The sequence below is a fragment of the Amycolatopsis sp. NPDC024027 genome (genome assembly GCF_040638975.1).
GTDB lineage: Bacteria > Actinomycetota > Actinomycetes > Mycobacteriales > Pseudonocardiaceae > Amycolatopsis.
In genome coordinates this window covers 258,672-277,455 of sequence record NZ_JBEZYY010000005.1, presented here as the reverse complement: position 1 = coordinate 277,455, position 18,784 = coordinate 258,672, and the positions used below count along the sequence as shown (strand labels likewise).

Here is an 18,784-nt window from a genome sequence, read left to right as displayed (position 1 = left end):
GAAACACTGCTGCCCGCGCCGGTGCGGGCAGCAGTGTCCTTTTCAGGCGACGGCGGTGCCCTCCAGCTCGACCAGCTGGCCCGGGATCGCCAGCCGGCTCACCCCGAGCATCGTGGTGGCGGGGGCCACCCCGGCGGCACCCAGCCGGGCCGCCAGCACGCCGTAGTGCGGGAACAGCCCGTCGACGTCGGTGGTGTAGACGTTGAGCCGGACCAGATGCGCCAGAGACATGCCTGCCTCGGCGAGCACGGCTTCCAGGTTGTCCAGGCTCACCGCGAGCTGGGCGGCGATGTCACCCTCGTGCTGCGGCTTGCCTTCGGCGTCCGTCGACGTCTGCCCGGAGCAGTACAGGGTGCGGGTCTGCCCGGAGACCACCTCCCCCTGGTTGAAGCCCAGCGCATGAGACCACGTCACCGGGTTGACCGCTGTTCGTTCCAGTGCCACATCAGCTCCGTTCGTTGCGAGTACTGCGCCGAGGAGCTTTCCGGCCAATCACGACATCCTCTGTCGTGTATTCGCTACGGTCTCGAGGTGCGTGCCGACCGGCTGGTCTCCCTGGTGCTGCTGCTCCGCCGGCGCGGCCGGTCGACCGCGGACGCGCTGGCCCGCGAGCTGGAGGTGTCCACCCGCACGGTGCTGCGCGACATCGACGCGCTGTCGGCGGCCGGCGTCCCGGTCTACGCCGAACGCGGCCGGTACGGCGGGTTCGCGCTGCTGCCCGGCTTCCGGACCGAGCTCACCGGGCTGAACCACGACGAGGCCCTGGCCCTGCTGACCACCGGGCGCGCGTTCGGCCTCGGCCCGGCACTGGCGTCGGCGGTGCGCAAGGTGGCCGACGCGCTGCCCGAAACCCACGTGGTCACGGCCGGGCGCTTCCTCGTCGAGCCGGAGACGGACCTGCTTTCCCGCCGTCCCGAGCCCGAGGAGGTGGACCCGGCGACGATGCTCGAGGTCCGCCGCGCGGTCCTCGCCGGCCACCGGCTGCGCCTGCACTACGCGGCCACGGGCCAGGAGCCGCGGTGGCGCACGGTGGACCCGATCGGCCTGGTCACCGTCCGCGACCGCGGCTACCTGCTGGCGACCAGAGCGGGCGCGGACCGGACGTACCGGCTGTCGCGAATCCTCGCCGCCGAATCGCTGGACGAACCGGCCGAGCGGCCGGGCGAGGTCGACCTGGACCGCATCTGGCGGCAACGCTGCGCCGCCTTCCTCGCCGACGGCCACCTGACGGTGCGGGTCCGGGTGCGTCCGGCCCGCCGGGAGGATCTGCTGAGCGCGGCGGTGGCGGTCCGCGCGGAGGAACCCGAGGACGACGGGTGGCTGCGGCTCGAGGTCACCTACCAGGACGCGTGGCACGCGGAGTGGGCGCTGTGGCAGCTGGGCACGGACGCCGAAGCCCTGACGCCGGAGTCGCTGCGCACGGCCCTGCGCGAACGGGCGAGCGCGATCGCCACCCGCTACACCGACGCCCCCTGACCCAGCGATGCAGTGAATGACTCATTCCTGGCGTCGGAGGCCAGGAATGAGTCATTCACTGCATTCGGTTCCGGCTGCAACTCCGGAAACGGTGAGGGCCACCCCGATCAACTCGGGGTGGCCCTCACCGCACTACCGCGGACCTACATCGTCGTGCACTGCCCGGCGACCGGGCCGCGCACGACGTTCGGCAGGTCGTGGTCGGTCGGCGCCGGGTTGTTCACCGCGCACGCCAGCGGGCCGCCGACCGTGCTGGACGTCAGCACCGGCCCGTGGTTGCCGGTCAACGCCACCGGGCCACCGATGTCGGTCAGCTCGATCGACACCTGACCGGTCGCGCCCGTGATCGCCACCGGACCGCCCACCTTCGTGCGGTTCAGCACCACCTGAGCCGCACCCGTCGCCGCGAGCGGGCCCTTGACCTGACCGCCGCGGACGATCAGCGACGCTCCGGGACCGACCGTGACCGGCCCCGAGATGGTCGCGTCCTGCAGGCACACCGTGCCCGAAGTGATCGACAGCGGACCGGACTGGACGCCCGTCACCGTGCGAGTGCAGGAAGCGTCCGGCTTGCCCAGCAGCTCGAACTCGGCCAGCTGCGCCGGGGCGCCGGTGCTGGTCGCGGTCACCTCGAGCCGGTAGTGGGTGTAGTGCGCCGGGTCGGCCACCTTGAACGCCCGGGTCTGCTGCCGCCAGCTGAACGCCTGGTTCTCCTGCCGGTCGGCCACCGCCCACGTCTTGCCGTCGTAGGAGCCCTTCAGCACCCAGCTCTTCGGATCACCCGCACCGGTCTGAGACGTCAGCGTGTAGTTCGTGACGGCCTCATCGGTGTTGTTCAGCTGGTACTGCACGGCACCCGTGACCGCGGCCTGGGTGCGCGAGGTGTTGTCCACCAGCGCGGCCGCGTCCGAGCCGTCCGAAGTGGACAGCGTGCCCTTGCCGGGACCGGTCTCGTCGTGCAGCGGCGCCGGCGCGCCGGCGCCCTGGGTGATCGACTTCGGCGCGTCGTTCGGGCCGGTGCCCCACGCCGAGGGGTTCGGGCCCATGTCGAAGTCGATCTTCCCGCCGCGGGCGATCAGCTCGTGCGGCAGCGACGTCGAGGAGTACGCCTTGCCGTTGACCTTCACACCCTGGACGTAGACGTTCTTGGCGCTGTTCTTCGGCGCGTTGATCACCAGGTCCTTGCCGCCGGCCAGGTGGATCGTCGCCTTCTTGAACAGCGGCGACCCGATCGCGTAGTCCGGGCTGCCCATCTGCAGCGGGTAGAAGCCCAGCGCGCTGAAGGTCCACCACGCCGACTGCTCGCCGTTGTCCTCGTCACCGCCGTAGCCCTGGCCGATCTCGCTGCCGGTGTAGAGCCGCGAGAGCGCCTCGCGGACCTTCTCCTGCGTCTTGGCCGGCTGGCCCGCGTAGTCGTACATGTAGAGCGTGTGGTGCGAGGCCTGGTTGGAGTGCCCGAGCTGGCCCATCCGGACGTCGCGGGCCTCCCGCATCTCGTGGATCACCCCACCGTAGGAGCCGGGGAAGTTCGCCGTCTCCTGGTCGGCGAAGAAGGCGTCCAGCTTCTTCGCCAGGCCCGCCTTGCCGCCGTAGAGGTTCGCCAGGCCCTGACCGTCCTGCGGCACGGAAAACGCCATGCCCCAGCCGTTGGTCTCGGTGTAGTCGATGCCCCACACCCGCGGGTCGTAGTCCTGCGGCGACCGGCTGAACTTGCCCGCCGCGTCCCGGCCCTGGAAGAACCCGACACTCGGGTCGAACAGGTTCACGTACTGCTGGGCGCGGCTGGTGAAGTACTCGTAGTTCGACAGGTACTCCTGCTTGCGCGGGTCACTGGCCGGGGCTTCGTCGTAGAGCTTCTTCGACAGGTTCGCGATGCCGAAATCGTTGACGTACCCCTCGATCGACCACGAGAACCCGTGGTCGGCCGTGTTGGGCGAGTAGCCGAGGAAGATGCCCTCGTCGATGCCCTTGCGGCCGACCGCGTTGTTCGGCGGGGTCACCGTCGCGTTCTTCAGCGCCGCGTCGTAGGACGCCTTGACGTCGAAGTTGCGCACGCCCTTGAGGTAGGCGTCGGCGAACGCCACGTCCGAGCTGGTACCGGTCATCAGGTCCGCGTAGCCCGGCGAGGACCACCGCGAGATCCAGCCGCCGTCGCGGTACTGCTGCACGAACCCGTCGACCATCTTCCCGGCCATCTCCGGGGTGAGCAGCGAATACGCCGGCCACGTCGTGCGGTAGGTGTCCCAGAACCCGTTGTTGACGTAGGTCTGGCCGTCGACGATCTTCGCCCCGGTCTGCGTCGGGGTGTCCGCCCCGGCCTTCGGCGAGACGAAGCTCGCGTACTGGTACTTCGGCTTCTCGTTCGTGCCGGTGTTCTCGAACGCGGAGTTCGGGTAGAGGAACAGCCGGTACAGGTTCGAGTACAGCGTCGTGAGCTGGTCCTTCGACGCGCCCTCGACCTCGATCACCTTCAGCTGGTCGTCCCAGACCCGCTGCGCGGCGTCGCGGACGGAGTCGAAGGTCGCGGTCGGCGCGATCTCCTGCGCCAGGTTCTTCCTCGCCTGGTCCACGCTGATCAGCGACGTCGCGATCCGCATGGTCACGGTCTTGTCGGCGCCGGCGGCGAACCGCAGGTAGCCGGCCACGTCGTCGTGGCCCTGCCCGGTGAGCTTGGCGCCCGCGGTGACCGGCTTGTCGAAGGTGGCGTAGACGAACATCCGGCCCGCCCCGGCCGACAGGCCGCTCTTGACGTCGGTGTAGCCCGACAGCGTGCCGCCCGCGGTGTCGAGCGTCAGCCCGCCCTGGTTCTTGTAGTTGTCGAAGATCAGGCTGGAGTCGCTGCCCGGGAAGGAGAACCGGAACACCGCCGCGTGGTCGGTCGGGGCGATCTCGGTCTTGATCCCGTTCTCGAACTGCACGCCGTAGTAGTGCGCGCGAGCGGTCTCGTTGTCGTGCTTGAACGCCAGCGCCCGGGCGTCGCGGTTCGCGTCCGGCACCCCGGTGGCCGCGGACGGCATCACCTGGAAGGTCTGCCGGTCGCCCATCCACGGGCTCGGCTCGTGGCTGACGCTGAACGCCTGCAGCTCGGGCAGGTTCTGCTCGTTGTTCTGGCTGTGGTAGTTGTACATCCACCGGACGTCGCCGTTGTCGGCGTTCGCGTCGGTCACCGGGGTCCAGAAGTTGAACCCGTGCGGCACGGCCGTGGCCGGGAAGTTGTTGCCGCGGGAGAAGGTGCCGTTGGCCATCGTGCCGCGCGTGGTGAGGACGTTGTCGGTCGGGCGGGTGCTGGCCGGCGGGGTCGGCGTCGCCGAGATCTTCACGTCGTCCAGCCAGCCCTGCAGCGAGCCGGGGCCGTCGGGGTTGTCGAAGCCGACCAGGATCCGGTCGACGGTCTTGCCCTTGGCCACCGTGCCGATCGCCGAGCGCACCAGGTTCCACTGGTTGGTGTAGAGGACCTTGCTCTTGCCCTGGCCCTCCGGGGTGAGCGGGAACCCGTACTGGTCGGTCGCGCCCAGGTCGCGCAGCCGGGTGCCGTCGGTGAAGACCAGGTCGATCGCCACGTTCGTGCTCTGGTACTTCAGGTCACCGGTGATGAACTGCGGCTGCACCTTGTAGGTCAGCTCGGTCGTGGCCACGACCGGGATGTCGACGTCGAAGACCTTGTTGTAGGACCAGCCGTGGCCTTGGGTCTGGCTGCCGGAGTAGCGGAACGCCTTGAGCCCGGTGAAGCCGACGCGGTTCTTGTTCGTGTACCCGCTGGTCGGCCCGGAGTCGGTGAAGCTGCGCATGTTCGGCAGCGGCGGCGGCGCCGGCTCGTCGTTGGCCAGCAGCAGCTCCGACAGCTGCAGGATCGGCCCCCCGTTGTTGCGGGTGACGTCCAGCCGGAAGTACTTGTACGCCGCGGTCGGCGCGGCCAGCTTGTAGTCCTTCTGCTGGAACCGCGCGGTGAACGCCTGATCGGACTGCTTGTCCAGGTCGGTCCAGGCGCTCGCGTCGTTCGAGCCCTGCAGCGTCCAGTCCTTCGGGTCGCGGTTGTCGAAGTCGTTGGCCGAGGAGATCGCGTAGTGCGTGATCGACGTCGGCTCCGTCAGCGTGATCTGCGCCCACGCCGTCGGGTCCCACGACAGCCACTTGGTGTCGGTCGTCCCGTCGACGAGGTTCGACACCACTTCGCCGCCACCGCTGTTTTCGCTGCTGGCGCCGGTTTCGGTCACCTTGCCGCGGATGTCACCGGGGATCGCGGTACCGTTCGCGCCGTTGATCCCGGACGCACGCGGCTTGCCCGCCGCGTCGGTGTCGACCGTGTCGGTCCACGTCGGCTGGACGTCACCGGCCTCGAACGAGGACGAAAAGTCGGCGGGCAGGGCGTCTTCGGCGGCGGACGAGGCCGCGGGGAGGGCGACCAGGCCGGCGGCGACCACGGCGGCGGTCACCAGGAAAGCGACCGGGGGTCTGGCGCTTCGGGGCATCGTTGCTCCAAGCTCGGAGGGCGGATTTCAGCAGCGCGCGCAGGCGGGGACCGGCGGCGCCAAGGAAGGGAAACGCGCGGGTGACATCGATGTCAAGACCGGTCGCCAAACCTGGCCGGAATCAGACAACGCGGAAAAACGGGGGACGGATGAGACCGCTGAAGATCTTCACCGCCATCACCGCGCTGACCCTCGCCACCGCCGCGTTCGCCCCTGCTCCCGCGGCCACGTTCGTCCCCGCCATCGCCGTCGCAGCCCCGGAATCGATCATTCGGCCGGTGACCGCCTGCACCGACCTCGCCCGCGGGTTCGCCCTCCCGGGGGCCGCCACGCACGTCACGGTGGCCACCGTCGTCGCGGCCACCGGCACCGACCCCGAACACTGCGGTGTGCAGGGCTACGTCGAACCCGCCGTCCGGTTCGAGCTGCGCCTGCCCACCAAGACCTACGCCGGGCGCTACCTGCAGTACGGCTGCGGCGGCTTCTGCGGCCTGGTCAACCCGCCCGCCTTCGCCGACTGCGGCCTGCCCCACGGCGGTGACGTCGCCGTCGCGGCCACCGACGACGGGCACATCGGCAAGACCCCCGCCGTCGTCGACGACGGCAGCTGGGGCGCACACGACCAAGCGGCCCGCAACGACCTCGAATTCCGCGCACCCCACGTCGTCTCCCGCGCCTCGAAGGCGATCATCCAGGCCTTCTACGGCGCCCCGCCGCGCAAGTCCTACTTCAGCGGCTGCTCCGACGGCGGCCGCGAAGGCCTCCAGCTCGCCCAGCGCTACCCGGCGGACTTCGACGGCATCGACGCCGGCGCACCCGCGAACTCCTGGAGCCCGCTGCTCGGGGTCTACCAGACCTGGCTCGCGCGGGCGAACACCGCCGCCGACGGCAGCCCCATCCTCACCGCCGCCAAACTGCCCGCCCTGCACAACGCCGTCCTCGCCGCCTGCGACCGCCTCGACGGGCTCGCCGACGGCCAGCTCGACGACCCCCGCGCCTGCCACTTCGACCCCGCGGCACTGACCTGCCCCGACGGCGACAGCCCGGCCTGCCTCACCCCGGACCAGGTCGCCGCGACCCGCCGGCTGTACTCGCCGCCCGCCGACGCCCACGGCACGCTGCTCTACCCCGGCGGCCAGCTGCCCGGGTCGGAGCTGTCCTGGGCCGGGTGGATCATCGCCACCCCGGAGACCGGCGGCTTCGCCTTCGCCCGCAACCTCGCCGACAACTACCTGCGCTACCTCGGCTACCCGATCGGCGCGCCGGCCGCCACCGTCGACACCTTCGCCTTCACCCAGGCGGAATTCGACCGGCTCACCCGGGTCGGCGTCCGCTACAACGCGATGAGCCCCGACCTGTCGGCGTTCCACCGGCGCGGCGGCAAGCTCCTGCTCTGGCACGGCTGGAACGACGAAGCCATCCCGCCGGCCGGCACCCTCGACTACTACCAGCGGCTCACCCACGGCCGTCCGCAGGACTGGGCCCGGCTGTTCATGGTCCCGTCGCTCTACCACTGCGGCGGCGGCACCACGCTCACCGAGTTCGACCCGCTGCGCGAACTGGTCGCCTGGGTCGAACGCGGCACCACCCCCACCCGGGTCACCGCGACCGGCCGCGACGCCGCGGGCACCGTCACCCGCACCCGGCCGGTGTTCGCCTACCCGCAGCGAGCGGTCTACGACGGCACCGGCAGCGTCGACGACGCCGCCAACTTCCGTCCCGCACCGCCGTCCTCGCCGGTCCGGGACGTCGTCCACTGGGCGGGGGAGAAGCTGTACGACCTCCCGGGGCCGGTCGCGCCGTAAATCGGTCCCGCGGGTCCCGGCGTCGCCGCTAGGGTCACGATCATGACGACGCCGGAACCCGCCGACCGCGTACTCGCCCGCGCCTCCCTCGCCGAAGGCAGCCCCACCCGGTGGTTCGACCAGCTCTACACCGCCGCCGCCCGCGGCGAGGCCGAGGTCCCGTGGACCCGCGGCAAACCGGGCATCGACCTGGCGGCCTGGGCCGAGGCCCACCCCGGAGCCGGCCGCCGCGCCCTGGTCGTCGGCAGCGCCCTCGGCGACGACTCGGAACTGCTGTCGGCCCACGGCTGGGCCGTGACGGGCTTCGACGTCGCCCCGACCGCGGTGGCGGCTGCCCGCGCCCGGTTCCCGGAGTCGGCAGTGGACTACGTCGTGGCGGACCTGCTGAACCCACCGGCGGCGTGGGCCCGGGCGTTCGACCTGGTCGTGGAGGTGATGAACATCCAGGCCATGCCCCGCGACTTCCGCCCCGCGGCGTGTGCGTCGCTGGCCTCGTTCCTCGCCCCGGGCGGCACGGCGATCGTGTGCGAGGTGGCGGAAGAGAACATGGACATGGCGAACTGGCAGAGCCCGCCGTGGCCGTTCAGCCGCGCCGAGATCGAATCCGTCGCCCAGGACGGCGTCCGGCTGGTCAGCCTGGAAACCATCCGAGACGGCGCCCGCTACTGGGCCACATTCACCCGTTAGCCCGATGCCGGCCGGGCGTCGTCCCCACGACGGCCGTGAACGCCGCGATGAAGTGACTCGGGTTCGCCCAGCCGCACGCGCGAGCCGTGTACGCGGTGTCATGGCCGTCGGCGAGCAGGATCAGCGCGTGGCCGACGCGCACCTGGGTGCGCCACTCGTGGAACGTCATGCCGAGCTCGTCGCGGAACAACCGGCTCAGCGTGCGCGCACTGGCGCCGATCCGCGACCCGAGCTCCGCCAGCGGGGTGTTGTCCCCGGGTTCCTCGTACAGCCTCCGCGCGATCGCCCGCAACCGGTCGTCGCGCGGCTCGGGCAGGTGCAACGGCTGCTCGGGCGCTTCGCGTAGGTCGTCGACCAGCACCCGGCGCAGGCGGGCACCGGCGGCCCGGTCGTACTCGCGCGGGCCGGTGAGGGCGAGCAGCACCTCACGGGCGAGACCCGACGCGGTGAACACCGCGGGCCGATCGGGCACCAGCCGGGCCAGCGACGCGGGCAGGAACACGATCCGCATGTCGGTGTGGCCGTGCGCGCGGTGCCGGTGGGTGAAGCCGGCCGGCGTCCAGGCCACCCGGTTCGCCGGGACGATCGACGTGCCCCGCTCGGTGTGCACCGACAGGACGCCCCGGGCGGCGTAGACCAGGTGCCCGCGCTCGTGGGCGTCCGCCGCGCTGGTTCCCCCCGGCGGCCACAGGTGCACCCCGCCGGACGGCCAGATCCGCGAGACCGGCGAGGCTTGGCGGCCAATGGGCATGACTTGGCATTCTACCGGTGGTCGGCCAGGCCCGCGCCGACGACAGTGGGACGCATGAAGACGATGCGAGCGGCGGTTTGCGTCCGCGCCGGCGGCCCGGACGTGCTGGAGATCCACGAGGTGCCGGTCCCGGCGGTCCGGGACGGCTGGAGCCTGGTGCGGGTGCGGGGCACCGGGCTGAACCGATCGGAGCTCAGGACCCGGCAAGGGCACTCCCCGGACGTGGTCTTCCCGCGGGTGCTCGGGATCGAATGCGTGGGGACCGTCGCCGCCTCGACCGACCCGCGGCTCCCGGACGGCACCACGGTCGCGGCGGTGATGGGGGAGATGGGCCGCGCCTTCGACGGCGGCTACGCCGAATACGCCCTGCTGCCGAACCCGCTGCTGATGCCGGTCACCACCACCCTGCCCTGGGACGTGCTGGCCGCGCTCCCCGAGACCTACCTGACCGCGCAGGGCGCACTCGACGCGCTCGGCATCGGCCCGGGCAGCCACGGCCGGCTGCTGATCCGCGGCGGCACGTCGTCGGTCGGGCTGGCCGCCGCCTCGATCGCGGCCGGCCACGGCCTGGAGGTCGCCGCCACCACCCGCCGGCCGGACAAGGCGGCCGCCCTGACCGCCGGCCACGTTCTCATCGACGACGACGACGGCGGCCCGCTGGCCGGCCTGCCGGAACTCTGGCCCGAGGGCCCGGACTGGGTCCTCGACCTCGTCGGCGCCCGCACGGCCGTGGACTCCCTGCGCCTGGTCCGCCGGGGTGGCACGGTGTGCGTGGCCGGTTCGCTCAGCGGCTGGATCGTCCCGGACTTCGAGCCGATCGCCAAGATCCCGTCCGGCACCAAGCTCACCGCCTTCCACAGCGACGACCGCAAGGGCAGCACGGCCCTGCTGCAGCGGATCGTCGCCGAAGTCGAAGCCGGCACCTACCACCCGCACGTCGACCGGGTCTTCCCCCTGGGGGAGATCGCCACCGCCCACCGGTACATGGAGGACGACCGCGCCACCGGGAAACTCGTCGTCGTGCCCTGATCCGGTGGCCTAGGCTCGGCCATCATGCCCACCCAGTCACTGCAGATCCCCACCGCGGACGGCCAGGCCGACGCCTTCGCCGCGTTCCCCGGCGAAGGCGAACGCCACCCCGGAGTGCTGATGTACCCGGACGGCTTCGGCAGCCGGCCCGTCCTGCGGGAAATGGCCGAAGAACTGGCCGGTCACGGGTACTTCGTGCTCGTCCCCAACATCTTCTACCGCCACGGCCCGGCGCCGGTGCTCGAGCTCCCCGACCACATCGGGGAAGAAGCCCGGCCCGCGATCTTCGCCGAGCTGATGCCCATGATCGAGGCGCACACCACCGAACGGATCCTGCGGGACGCCGACGCCTACCTCGAGTTCCTCACCACCCGCCCCGAGGTCGCCCCCGGCCCGGTCGCAGTGACCGGGTACTGCATCGGCGGCCTCCTGGCGACGCACACCGCCGCGGCCCACCCCGGCCGGGTGGCCGCCCTCGCCGGATTCCACGCTCCCGTGGGCGCCGCCGGACCCGGCAGCCTGCAGCGGCTCACCGCCCGAACCCACTTCGGTCACGCCGAATCCGACCTGACACCCGAAGCGCTCGGCGAGCTCAACAAGACCCTGGACGCCGCGGGGCTCGAGTACACCTCCGAGATCTACCCCGGCACCGTCCACGGCTTCACCATGGCCGACACCGACGCCTTCGACCCCGCCGGCCTGCGACACCACTGGGACAGCCTGCTGGCACTGCTCGACCGCGCCCTCTAGCAGTTCTCCAGGAACCGGGCCAGGACGCGGGTGCCGAAGTGCAGGCCCGCCACCGGCACCCGCTCGTCCACCCCGTGCGCCATCGCCCGGTACGGGAACCCCTTCGGCAGCCACAACGGCGCGAAGCCGTAGCAGTCGATCCCCAGCTGCGCGAACGCCTTCGCGTCCGTCCCGCCGCCCAGGCAGTACGGCACCACCACGGCCTCGGGATCCTCCGCCCGCAGAGCCTGCGCCATCGAGGCGAACCACGGGGAATCCACCGGTGCCTGCACCGGCGGCTGGTGCGCGACGAACTCCCGCGTCACGCCTTCGCCGAGCAGCTCGTCCAGCGCGGCGAACAACGACTCCTCGGTGCCCGGCAGCACCCGCACGTCGACCTGGGCGGTCGCCGTCGACGGGATCACGTTCACCTTGTACCCCGCGGCCAGCATCGTCGGGGTCGTGCTGTTGCGGATCGTGGGCAGCACCAGCCCACCGGCCGGGCCCAGCGCGGCCACCGCCGCGTCCACGCCGTCCGAAGAGGACAGCTCGACCGGGACACCCAGCGCCGCGCCGGTCCGCTCCAGGAACGCCCGCACCGCCGGGGTCAGCGACACCGGCCACCGGTGCGCGGCGATCCGGTGCAGCGCACCCACCAGCCGGGTGACGGCGTTCTCGTCGTTCGGCCGCGACCCGTGCCCGGCCCGGCCCCGCGCGGTCAGCCGCAGGTGGGCGGTCCCGCGCTCGGCCGTCCCGACCGGGTACAGGTGCACGTCACGGCCGTCGGCGGCGGGCACGTGGTAGGTGTAGCCGCCCGACTCGCTGATCGCCGCGACGCAGCCGTCGAACAGCTCCGGGTGCCGGGCGACCAGCCAGTGCGCACCCCAGTCGCCGCGGTCCTCCTCGTCGGCGACGAACGCCAGCACCAGCTCGCGCCGCGGCCGCGCCCCGCCGGCCAGCGCCGCGAGCACCATCGCCACGAAGTCCTTCATGTCGGTCGCGCCGCGGCCCCACAGGTACCCGTCGCGCACCTCCCCGGCGAACGGCGGCACCGACCAGTCCGCCGCGTCCGCCGGAACGACGTCCAGGTGCCCCTGCACCAGCAGCGCGGGCAGCGACGGATCGGTGCCCGGCACCCGCGCGATCACGCTGGCCCGCCCCGGCGCGGCCTCGAGGATCCGCGACGGGATGCCCAGGCCGTCCAGGAACGCGGCCACGTACTCCGCCGCCGGCCGCTCCGGCTCGGCGTCGTTCCCGCCGCGGTTGGTCGTGTCGAACCGGATCAGGTCCGCGCACAGCTCGACGACGTCAGCCATAGATACCCTGCACCGCCCCCGCCGCGATCGCCGTGACGACCTTGAAACACTTCATCGCCTCGGTCATGGTCGGCGCGTCGAACCCGACCCGCCGCGTCCCGATCTGCTCCACCGTCGGGATCACCGCCGTCGACTGCGCCAGGTGGCTCGCGTCGAACTCCACCTCGATCCGGTGCGCGCCCACCCGGCGGTCTTCCCGCCCGGCGCGGGCCATGGCGTCGGCCGCGGCGCCGGTCAGCAGCTCCGCCGTGCGCGCGGGCGGCAGGCAGATCGCCGCGTACCGGCTCACGCATTCCTTCACCTGGACCAGCTCCGCCTCCGGAGCGTAATCACGGGCGTCGTCACACGTTTTGTCGTCACCCGAAACGAGCAGGACAGGGACGCCGTACTCCGCGGCCATGCCCGCGTTCAGCCGGCCCTCGCTCGCCGGGACGTCGTCCAGCCACACCCCGGTGATCTGGTTCTCCAGGTAGGTGTGGGAGAGCACCCCGTCGAAGCCCGCGCCGGCGTGGTAGCCGAGGAACACCACACCGTCCACACCGGAATCGACGCCCTGCATCATCGACAGCGGCTTGTGCCGCCCGGTGAGCATCCGCGCCCGCGGGTCGAGCTCCTCCAGCAGCAGGTTCCGCTGCGACGAATGGGCTTCGTTGACCAGCACATCACTCGCCCCGGCCTCGTACAGCCCGGCCAGCACCGCGTTGACGTCGCCGGTGAACAACCGCCGGAAGCGGTCCCACTGCGGCGAACCGGGCACGACGTCGTCGGTCCAGGTGACGCCGGTGGCGCCCTCCATGTCCGCCGAAATCAGGATGCGCATGCCGGGCACTCTAGCCAGCGCGCCCGCCCTCCGGACGCGAAACGCCCCCAGGGCCGAATATCACGCAGCGTCACGATCGGCGGGTCGATAACGATCGGGCACCTGCCGAGGCGGCAACATATTGCGCGGTTGTCCCGGTATGTGGTTACTTCTCGTCCTTGGGGAGGCTCACCAGCGAATGATGGGGTGGTTTTCGGTGCAGTTCCAACACAGGTGCGGGCGGTTCGCCCGGGTGGGCGCGGTCGTCGCGGCCGCGACACTGGCGGCGATCCCGCTCGCCGTTCCCGCCCAGGCCCAGCAGGGCAAGGTGCTGCGGGTCGCGCTCACCACCGGCATCGACCACCTGAACCCCTTCACCGCCGCGCTGTCGGCGTCCACGCAGATCGGCCGGTTCACCTTCGAGTTCCTGACCATCCCGAACGCGGAAAAGGCCGAAGCCTCGCCCGCGCTCGCCGAGTCGTGGACCCCGTCGCCGGACAAGCTCACCTGGACGTTCAAGATCCGCAGCGGCGTCAAGTGGAGCGACGGGCAGCCGGTGACCGCCAAGGACGCGGCCTTCACCTTCAACCGCATGCTCGACGACGAGAACGCCCGCACCGCCAACGGCAACTACGTGGCCAACTTCGAGACGGTCACCGCCCCCGACGACACCACCCTCGTCATCAAGACCAAGACCGTGCAGGTCAACATGAACCTGCTCGACGTGCCGATCGTGCCCCAGCACATCTGGGAGCCGATCAAGGACCTCAAGGACGCCTCGACCGACACCCTCGCCGTCGCCGGCGTCTCCGACGGCCCGTACCAGCTCACCGAGTACAAGCCGAACGAGTACGTCAAGTTCAAGGCCAACAAGGACTACTGGCGCGGCGCGCCCAAGGTCGACGAACTGCAGCTGCTGCAGTTCAAGGACAGCGAGGCCGCGGTCAACGCGCTCAAGCAGGGCGAAGTCGACGTCATCAACCGGCTCAACCCCAACCAGTTCGACGCGCTGAAGGGCCAGCAGGGCATCACCACCAACGCCGCCCCCGGCCGCCGCTACGACGAGCTGTCGATCAACTTCGGCGTCACCGACAACGCGAACAACCCCATCGGGGACGGCAACCCGGTCCTCAAGGACATCAACCTCCGCAAGGCCATCACGCAGGCCGTGGACACCCAGGCAATCGTCGACAAGGTCCTCAAGCGCCTCGGCCAGGTCGGCGGCGGCGTCGTACCCCCCGTCTACGCCGCCTACCACTGGGACCCCAGCGCCGCCGAGAAGGTCAAGTTCGACCTCGCCGCCGCCAACGCGACCCTCGACCAGGCCGGCTACCCGAAGGGCCCCGACGGCGTCCGCACCGCCCCCGGCGGCGCCAAGCTGGAACTGCGCCTCACCGGCCACGCCAACCGCAGCTACGACCAGGGCGTCGCCCAGTACGTCACCGGCTGGCTCAAGGACATCGGCATCACCGTCAAGCAGGACCTCGTCTCCGACGACGAACTGTCCGACCGGACCCAGGCCGGCAAGTACGACCTCGCCATCGGCGGCTACGGCACCAACCCCGACCCGGACTACGCGCTGTCGCTGCACACCTGCGGCGCACGGCCCAGCCCGGACGGCAAGGGCGGCAGCACCGACACGTTCTTCTGCGACGCCGCCTACGACGACCTGTACAAGAAGCAGCTCACCGAGACCGACGACGCCAAGCGCGCCGGGTACGTCAAGCAGGCCCAGGCCCGGCTCTACAGCCAGTTCCCGACCATCGTGCTCGACTACCAGAACGCCCTCGAGGCCTACCGCTCCGACAAGTTCTCCGGCTTCACCACCCAGCCGCAGCCCAAGGGCGCCATCCTCGAACAGACCGGCTACTGGGGCGTCTACGGCGCCACCCCGGCCGGCACCACGAACGCCGCCGACTCCGGCAGCGGCAACACCGTGCTGTGGATCGTCCTCGGCGCGGTCGTCGTGGTGGTCCTCGTCGGCGGCGGCATCATGCTCGGCCGCCGCGGCAAGACCGCAGAGGACCGCGAGTAAGACATGACCACCCCCGACCAGGCCGCGGTGCTCGTCGACCCCGACGAGCACCGCGGCGGGACCGGCACGGCCCGGTTCGTGCTCAAGAAGCTCCTCGAAGCGCTGATCAGCATCGTGCTGGTGATCGTGCTGTTCTTCTTCCTCTTCCGGATGCTGCCCGGCGACGCGGTCGCCGCCATGACCCGCGACCACCCGACCAGCCCCCAGATGATCGCCGAACTGCGCGAAAAAATGGGCGTCGACAAGCCCGTGCTCGTCCAGTTCGGCAACTACTTCCGGGACCTGCTGCACGGCGACCTCGGCGAATCCCGGCTGCTCAACAACGGCCGCCCGGTCGCGGACATGATCGGCGAACGGCTCTGGCCGACCATCCTGCTCGTCGGCAGCGCCACCCTGCTCGCCATCGTGCTCGGGCTGTGGCTGGGCATCCGCGCCGGCTGGCGCCGCGACAGCCTCTTCGACCGGACCCAGACCGGGCTCGCGCTGACCCTCTGGTCGGTCCCGCAGTTCTGGCTCGGCCTGATGCTGCTCGTGGTGACCAACGGCCTGTTCCCCAGCCGCGGCATGCACTCCCCGGACGCCGCCCCGGACTTCCTCTCCCAGGCCCTCGACGTCCTGCACCACCTGGTGCTGCCGTGCGTCACGCTGGTGGCGGTGTTCTACGCCCAGTACATGCTGATCATGCGGTCGTCGCTGCTGGGGGAGATGAACGCCGACTACCTCACCACCGCGCGCGCCAAGGGCCTGCGCGACGACCTCGTCCGCCGCCGCCACGCCGTCCCCAACGCCCTGCTGCCCACCACCACGCTGGTGTTCATGCAGTTCGGTTCGGTGCTGGCCGGCGCGGTCACCGTCGAAGCCGTGTTCAGCTGGCCCGGCCTGGGCCAGCTGATCTACGACGCCCTGCACGGGCCCGACCTGCCGGTGCTGCAGGGCGTGTTCACCGTGCTGACCGGCGCGGTGGTGCTGATGAACCTGCTCGCGGAACTGCTCTACCGCGTGCTCGACCCCAGGGTGCGTGCCTCATGACCACCGCCGAGACGCCCCGGCAGATCGCCTGGGCCCGTCGCCGCGCGTCGCTGGCCAGGTCCTGGCGCGAGTTCGCCGGCCAGCGCGGCGCGCTCGCCGGGCTCGTCCTGCTCGGGGCCACCGTGCTCGTCGCCCTGCTCCTGCCGCTGATCAGCGACGAGAGCGGCCTCGAGGTCACCAAGGCCACCGGGCAGCCACTGTCCCCGCCGAGCGGCGAGTTCTGGCTCGGCACCGAAAACTTCGGCCGCTCGGTGCTGCTGATGACCGTCTGGGGCACCCGGATCTCCCTGCTCGTCGGCTTCTCCGCCGCGCTGCTGTCGGTGGTCATCGGCACCCTGATCGGCGTCGCCGCCGCCCACTTCGGCGGCTGGGTGTCGGCGACCCTGCTGCGGTTCACCGACTTCTTCCTGGTCCTGCCCTCGCTGATCCTCGCCATCGCGCTCTCGGCGGTCCTGCCCAAGGGCGTCGGCACGATCATCATCGCCATCGGCCTCACCGCCTGGCCCGGTACCGCCCGGCTCGTCCGCTCCCAGACCCTCACCATCGAGAGCCGGTCCTACATCGAGCGGGCCCACGCCCTCGGCGGCGGCCACCTGCACATCATCGGCCGGCACGTCCTGCCCGGCGTGATGCCGCTGGTGCTGGCCAACACCACCCTCGTCGTCGGCAACGCCGTCATCGCCGACGCGACCCTGTCCTTCCTCGGCGTCGGCGACCCCAACTCCATCACCTGGGGCCTGGTGCTGGAAACCGCGCTCAACAACGGCGCCATCAGCCGCGGCGCCTGGTGGAACGTGCTCCCGCCCGGCATCGCCATCGTCCTCGTCGTCCTCTGCTTCACCCTGGTCGGCCGGGGCCTGGAGACCGTGTTCAACCCGAGGTTGAAGAAGTGACCGCCCCGCTGCTGCAGATCCACGACCTCAACGTCACCTACGCCGTGGGGGACACCGACGTGCCCGCCGTCCGCGGCGTCGACCTCACCCTCGACCCCGGCGGCACCCTCGGCGTCGCCGGCGAGTCCGGCTCGGGCAAGTCCACCGTCGCGATGAGCGTGCTGCGGCTGCTGCCGCGCACGGCCAAGATCACCGGCGAGATCCTCCTCGACGGCGAAGACGTCACCACCATGAAGTGGGGCCGGCTGCGCGCGGTCCGCTGGGCCGAGGCGTCGGTGGTCTTCCAGGGCGCCATGCACGCGCTCAACCCCGTCCGCAAGATCGGCGAGCAGATCGCCGAACCGCTGCGGCTGCACGCACCGGCCGGGAAGGCCCTCACCGACGCGCAGGTCGGCACGCGCGTCGCCGAACTGCTCACCCAGGTCGACCTGCCCCCGAGCCGGGCCGGCGCCTACCCCCACGAGCTGTCCGGCGGGCAGAAGCAGCGCGTCATGATCGCCATGGCCCTGGCCTGCTCGCCCCGGCTGATCATCGCCGACGAGCCGACCACCGCCCTCGACGTCATCGTCCAGGCCCAGGTCCTCGCCCTGCTCACCAAGCTGGTCGCCGAACAGCGCATCGGCCTGATCATGATCAGCCACGACCTGTCCGTGCTCGCCGCCACCTGCGAACGCATCGCCGTCATGTACGACGGGCAGATCGTCGAAGAAGGCCCCAGCGCCCAGGTGATGGGCTCGCCCCGCCACGACCACACGCGAGCGCTCGCCGCGGCGTTCCCGACGGTCGGCGACCCGGTGTCCCGCTTCGCCCCGGCCACCAGCACCCCCCTCCCACCCGAACCCGCGGACCGCGCCCCCACCGGCGAGCCGCTGCTGGCCGCCGAGAACCTGCGCGTGTCCTTCCGCGACCGCACCGGCAACCGCATCGACGCCGTCGCCGGGGTGGACCTGACGGTGTCCCGCGACGAGATCGTCGCCCTGGTCGGCCAGTCCGGCTCCGGCAAGACCACCCTCGCCCGCACCCTGCTGGGGCTGCAGAAGCCCGACTCCGGCGTCGTCCGCTACGCCGGGAAACCCGTGCCCACCGGCGGGGCCGGGCTCAAGGCCTACCGCCGTCAGGTCCAGCTCGTCCTGCAGGACCCGACGAGTGCGCTCAACCCGGCCCACACCGTGTACGAGGCCGTCGCCGAGGGCCCGCGGATCCACCGGCTCGCCGACGAGCGGGCCGTCGTCCACCGGGCACTGGAAGCCGCCGAGCTGCGGCCCGCCGCGAAGTACGCCGACCGGCTCCCGCACCAGCTCTCCGGCGGCCAGCGCCAGCGCGTCGTCATCGCCGGGGCGCTGGCGCTCGGACCGTCGGTGGTGGTGGCCGACGAACCGGTCGCCTCCCTCGACGCCTCCGTCCGCGGCGAGATCCTCGCCCTGTTGCTGCGGCTGCGGCGCGAACTCGGCCTCGCCGCGCTGGTGATCACCCACGACCTGGGCCTGGCCTGGAACATCGCCGACCGCGTCGCCGTGATGTACCGCGGCGAGCTCGTCGAAACCGGGACCGTCGAACAGGTCCTGCTCGACCCGCGGCACGAGTACACGAAGTCCCTCCTGGCCGCCCTCCCCGGCGGCACCCTCCAGCACCGCACCGTCGAAACCTGACCCGCGGCACCGGTTCCGGCCCCCGTAGAGGTGGGGGGGGGGGGGAGTAGGTGCCGCCAAGTGGCCCCAGAGTTAAAAGGGTGCAGCCACCCAACCCCGCCCCGGCCGGGGGGCGCC

General features: G+C 71.4%; 14 protein-coding genes. 9 read left to right on the top strand and 5 right to left on the bottom strand.

The window, feature by feature from the left end:
• Positions 1-42: 42 nt before the first annotated feature.
• Positions 43-438 (bottom strand): RidA family protein, encoded by a 396-nt coding sequence (locus AB0F52_RS15675; RefSeq protein WP_360170786.1) that lies wholly within the window; start codon positions 436-438, stop codon positions 43-45.
• A 93-nt stretch (positions 439-531) separates the two neighbouring features.
• On the opposite strand from AB0F52_RS15675, the gene AB0F52_RS15670 reads away from it, so the two are divergent.
• On the top strand, positions 532-1,476 hold the full coding sequence (locus tag AB0F52_RS15670; RefSeq protein ID WP_360170321.1) for a WYL domain-containing protein: 945 nt from the start codon (positions 532-534) through the stop codon (positions 1,474-1,476).
• A 143-nt stretch (positions 1,477-1,619) separates the two neighbouring features.
• Here AB0F52_RS15670 and AB0F52_RS15665 read toward each other — a convergent pair whose 3' ends face one another.
• Positions 1,620-5,945, bottom strand: a complete 4,326-nt coding sequence (locus AB0F52_RS15665; RefSeq protein ID WP_360170318.1) for a GH92 family glycosyl hydrolase — start codon at positions 5,943-5,945, stop codon at positions 1,620-1,622.
• Positions 5,946-6,094: 149 nt separating this feature from the next.
• Between AB0F52_RS15665 and AB0F52_RS15660 the strand changes: the two genes are divergently transcribed.
• Positions 6,095-7,750, top strand: a complete 1,656-nt coding sequence (locus tag AB0F52_RS15660; RefSeq protein WP_360170315.1) for a tannase/feruloyl esterase family alpha/beta hydrolase — start codon at positions 6,095-6,097, stop codon at positions 7,748-7,750.
• 42 nt (positions 7,751-7,792) lie between these two features.
• On the top strand, positions 7,793-8,437 hold the full coding sequence (locus AB0F52_RS15655; protein WP_360170312.1) for a methyltransferase domain-containing protein: 645 nt from the start codon (positions 7,793-7,795) through the stop codon (positions 8,435-8,437).
• Here the strand turns inward: AB0F52_RS15655 and AB0F52_RS15650 are convergent.
• Complete coding sequence (locus AB0F52_RS15650) at positions 8,427-9,188, bottom strand: helix-turn-helix transcriptional regulator (protein WP_360170309.1); 762 nt, start codon at positions 9,186-9,188, stop codon at positions 8,427-8,429. The two genes, AB0F52_RS15655 and AB0F52_RS15650, sit on opposite strands and share 11 nt — an antisense overlap.
• A gap of 54 nt (positions 9,189-9,242) precedes the next feature.
• Between AB0F52_RS15650 and AB0F52_RS15645 the strand changes: the two genes are divergently transcribed.
• Positions 9,243-10,217 carry a zinc-binding dehydrogenase gene (locus tag AB0F52_RS15645; RefSeq protein ID WP_360170306.1) on the top strand — a complete coding sequence of 325 codons (975 nt, stop codon included), beginning with the start codon at positions 9,243-9,245 and terminating at the stop codon, positions 10,215-10,217.
• A 24-nt stretch (positions 10,218-10,241) separates the two neighbouring features.
• Positions 10,242-10,967 (top strand): dienelactone hydrolase family protein, encoded by a 726-nt coding sequence (locus tag AB0F52_RS15640; protein WP_360170303.1) that lies wholly within the window; start codon positions 10,242-10,244, stop codon positions 10,965-10,967.
• Here the strand turns inward: AB0F52_RS15640 and AB0F52_RS15635 are convergent.
• Both AB0F52_RS15635 and AB0F52_RS15630 read right to left on the bottom strand, forming a co-directional pair.
• The gene (locus AB0F52_RS15635; protein ID WP_360170300.1) at positions 10,964-12,262 is read right to left on the bottom strand and encodes a M20/M25/M40 family metallo-hydrolase; all 1,299 of its coding nucleotides are present in this window, start codon (positions 12,260-12,262) and stop codon (positions 10,964-10,966) included. The genes AB0F52_RS15640 and AB0F52_RS15635 overlap by 4 nt on opposite strands.
• Positions 12,255-13,082 (bottom strand): M55 family metallopeptidase, encoded by an 828-nt coding sequence (locus AB0F52_RS15630; RefSeq protein ID WP_360170297.1) that lies wholly within the window; start codon positions 13,080-13,082, stop codon positions 12,255-12,257. The genes AB0F52_RS15635 and AB0F52_RS15630 overlap by 8 nt, the downstream gene beginning before the upstream one ends.
• 181 nt (positions 13,083-13,263) lie before the next feature.
• Here AB0F52_RS15630 and AB0F52_RS15625 point away from each other — a divergent pair, with 181 nt between their 5' ends.
• The 4 genes from AB0F52_RS15625 to AB0F52_RS15610 are packed head-to-tail and all read left to right on the top strand — an operon-like array spanning position 13,264 to position 18,667.
• On the top strand, positions 13,264-15,096 hold the full coding sequence (locus tag AB0F52_RS15625; protein WP_360170294.1) for an ABC transporter substrate-binding protein: 1,833 nt from the start codon (positions 13,264-13,266) through the stop codon (positions 15,094-15,096).
• Positions 15,097-15,099: 3 nt separating this feature from the next.
• A complete protein-coding gene (locus tag AB0F52_RS15620) occupies positions 15,100-16,125 on the top strand; it encodes an ABC transporter permease (RefSeq protein ID WP_360170291.1) in 1,026 nt (341 codons plus the stop codon).
• Positions 16,122-17,018 carry an ABC transporter permease gene (locus tag AB0F52_RS15615; RefSeq protein ID WP_360170288.1) on the top strand — a complete coding sequence of 299 codons (897 nt, stop codon included), beginning with the start codon at positions 16,122-16,124 and terminating at the stop codon, positions 17,016-17,018. Before AB0F52_RS15620 ends, AB0F52_RS15615 begins: the two co-directional genes overlap by 4 nt.
• Complete coding sequence (locus AB0F52_RS15610; protein ID WP_360170285.1) at positions 17,015-18,667, top strand: ABC transporter ATP-binding protein; 1,653 nt, start codon at positions 17,015-17,017, stop codon at positions 18,665-18,667. Before AB0F52_RS15615 ends, AB0F52_RS15610 begins: the two co-directional genes overlap by 4 nt.
• The last annotated feature ends 117 nt before the right edge of the window (positions 18,668-18,784 follow it).

Coding starts and splice junctions, on each gene's coding strand:
- AB0F52_RS15640 (WP_360170303.1), top strand. CDS start 10,242: ATGCCCACCCAGTCACTGCAGATCCCCACCGCGGACGGCCAGGCCGAC.
- AB0F52_RS15630 (WP_360170297.1), bottom strand. CDS start 13,082: ATGCGCATCCTGATTTCGGCGGACATGGAGGGCGCCACCGGCGTCACC.
- AB0F52_RS15655 (WP_360170312.1), top strand. CDS start 7,793: ATGACGACGCCGGAACCCGCCGACCGCGTACTCGCCCGCGCCTCCCTC.
- AB0F52_RS15635 (WP_360170300.1), bottom strand. CDS start 12,262: ATGGCTGACGTCGTCGAGCTGTGCGCGGACCTGATCCGGTTCGACACG.
- AB0F52_RS15625 (WP_360170294.1), top strand. CDS start 13,264: ATGGGGTGGTTTTCGGTGCAGTTCCAACACAGGTGCGGGCGGTTCGCC.
- AB0F52_RS15665 (WP_360170318.1), bottom strand. CDS start 5,945: ATGCCCCGAAGCGCCAGACCCCCGGTCGCTTTCCTGGTGACCGCCGCC.
- AB0F52_RS15620 (WP_360170291.1), top strand. CDS start 15,100: ATGACCACCCCCGACCAGGCCGCGGTGCTCGTCGACCCCGACGAGCAC.
- AB0F52_RS15660 (WP_360170315.1), top strand. CDS start 6,095: ATGAGACCGCTGAAGATCTTCACCGCCATCACCGCGCTGACCCTCGCC.
- AB0F52_RS15650 (WP_360170309.1), bottom strand. CDS start 9,188: ATGCCCATTGGCCGCCAAGCCTCGCCGGTCTCGCGGATCTGGCCGTCC.
- AB0F52_RS15615 (WP_360170288.1), top strand. CDS start 16,122: ATGACCACCGCCGAGACGCCCCGGCAGATCGCCTGGGCCCGTCGCCGC.
- AB0F52_RS15645 (WP_360170306.1), top strand. CDS start 9,243: ATGAAGACGATGCGAGCGGCGGTTTGCGTCCGCGCCGGCGGCCCGGAC.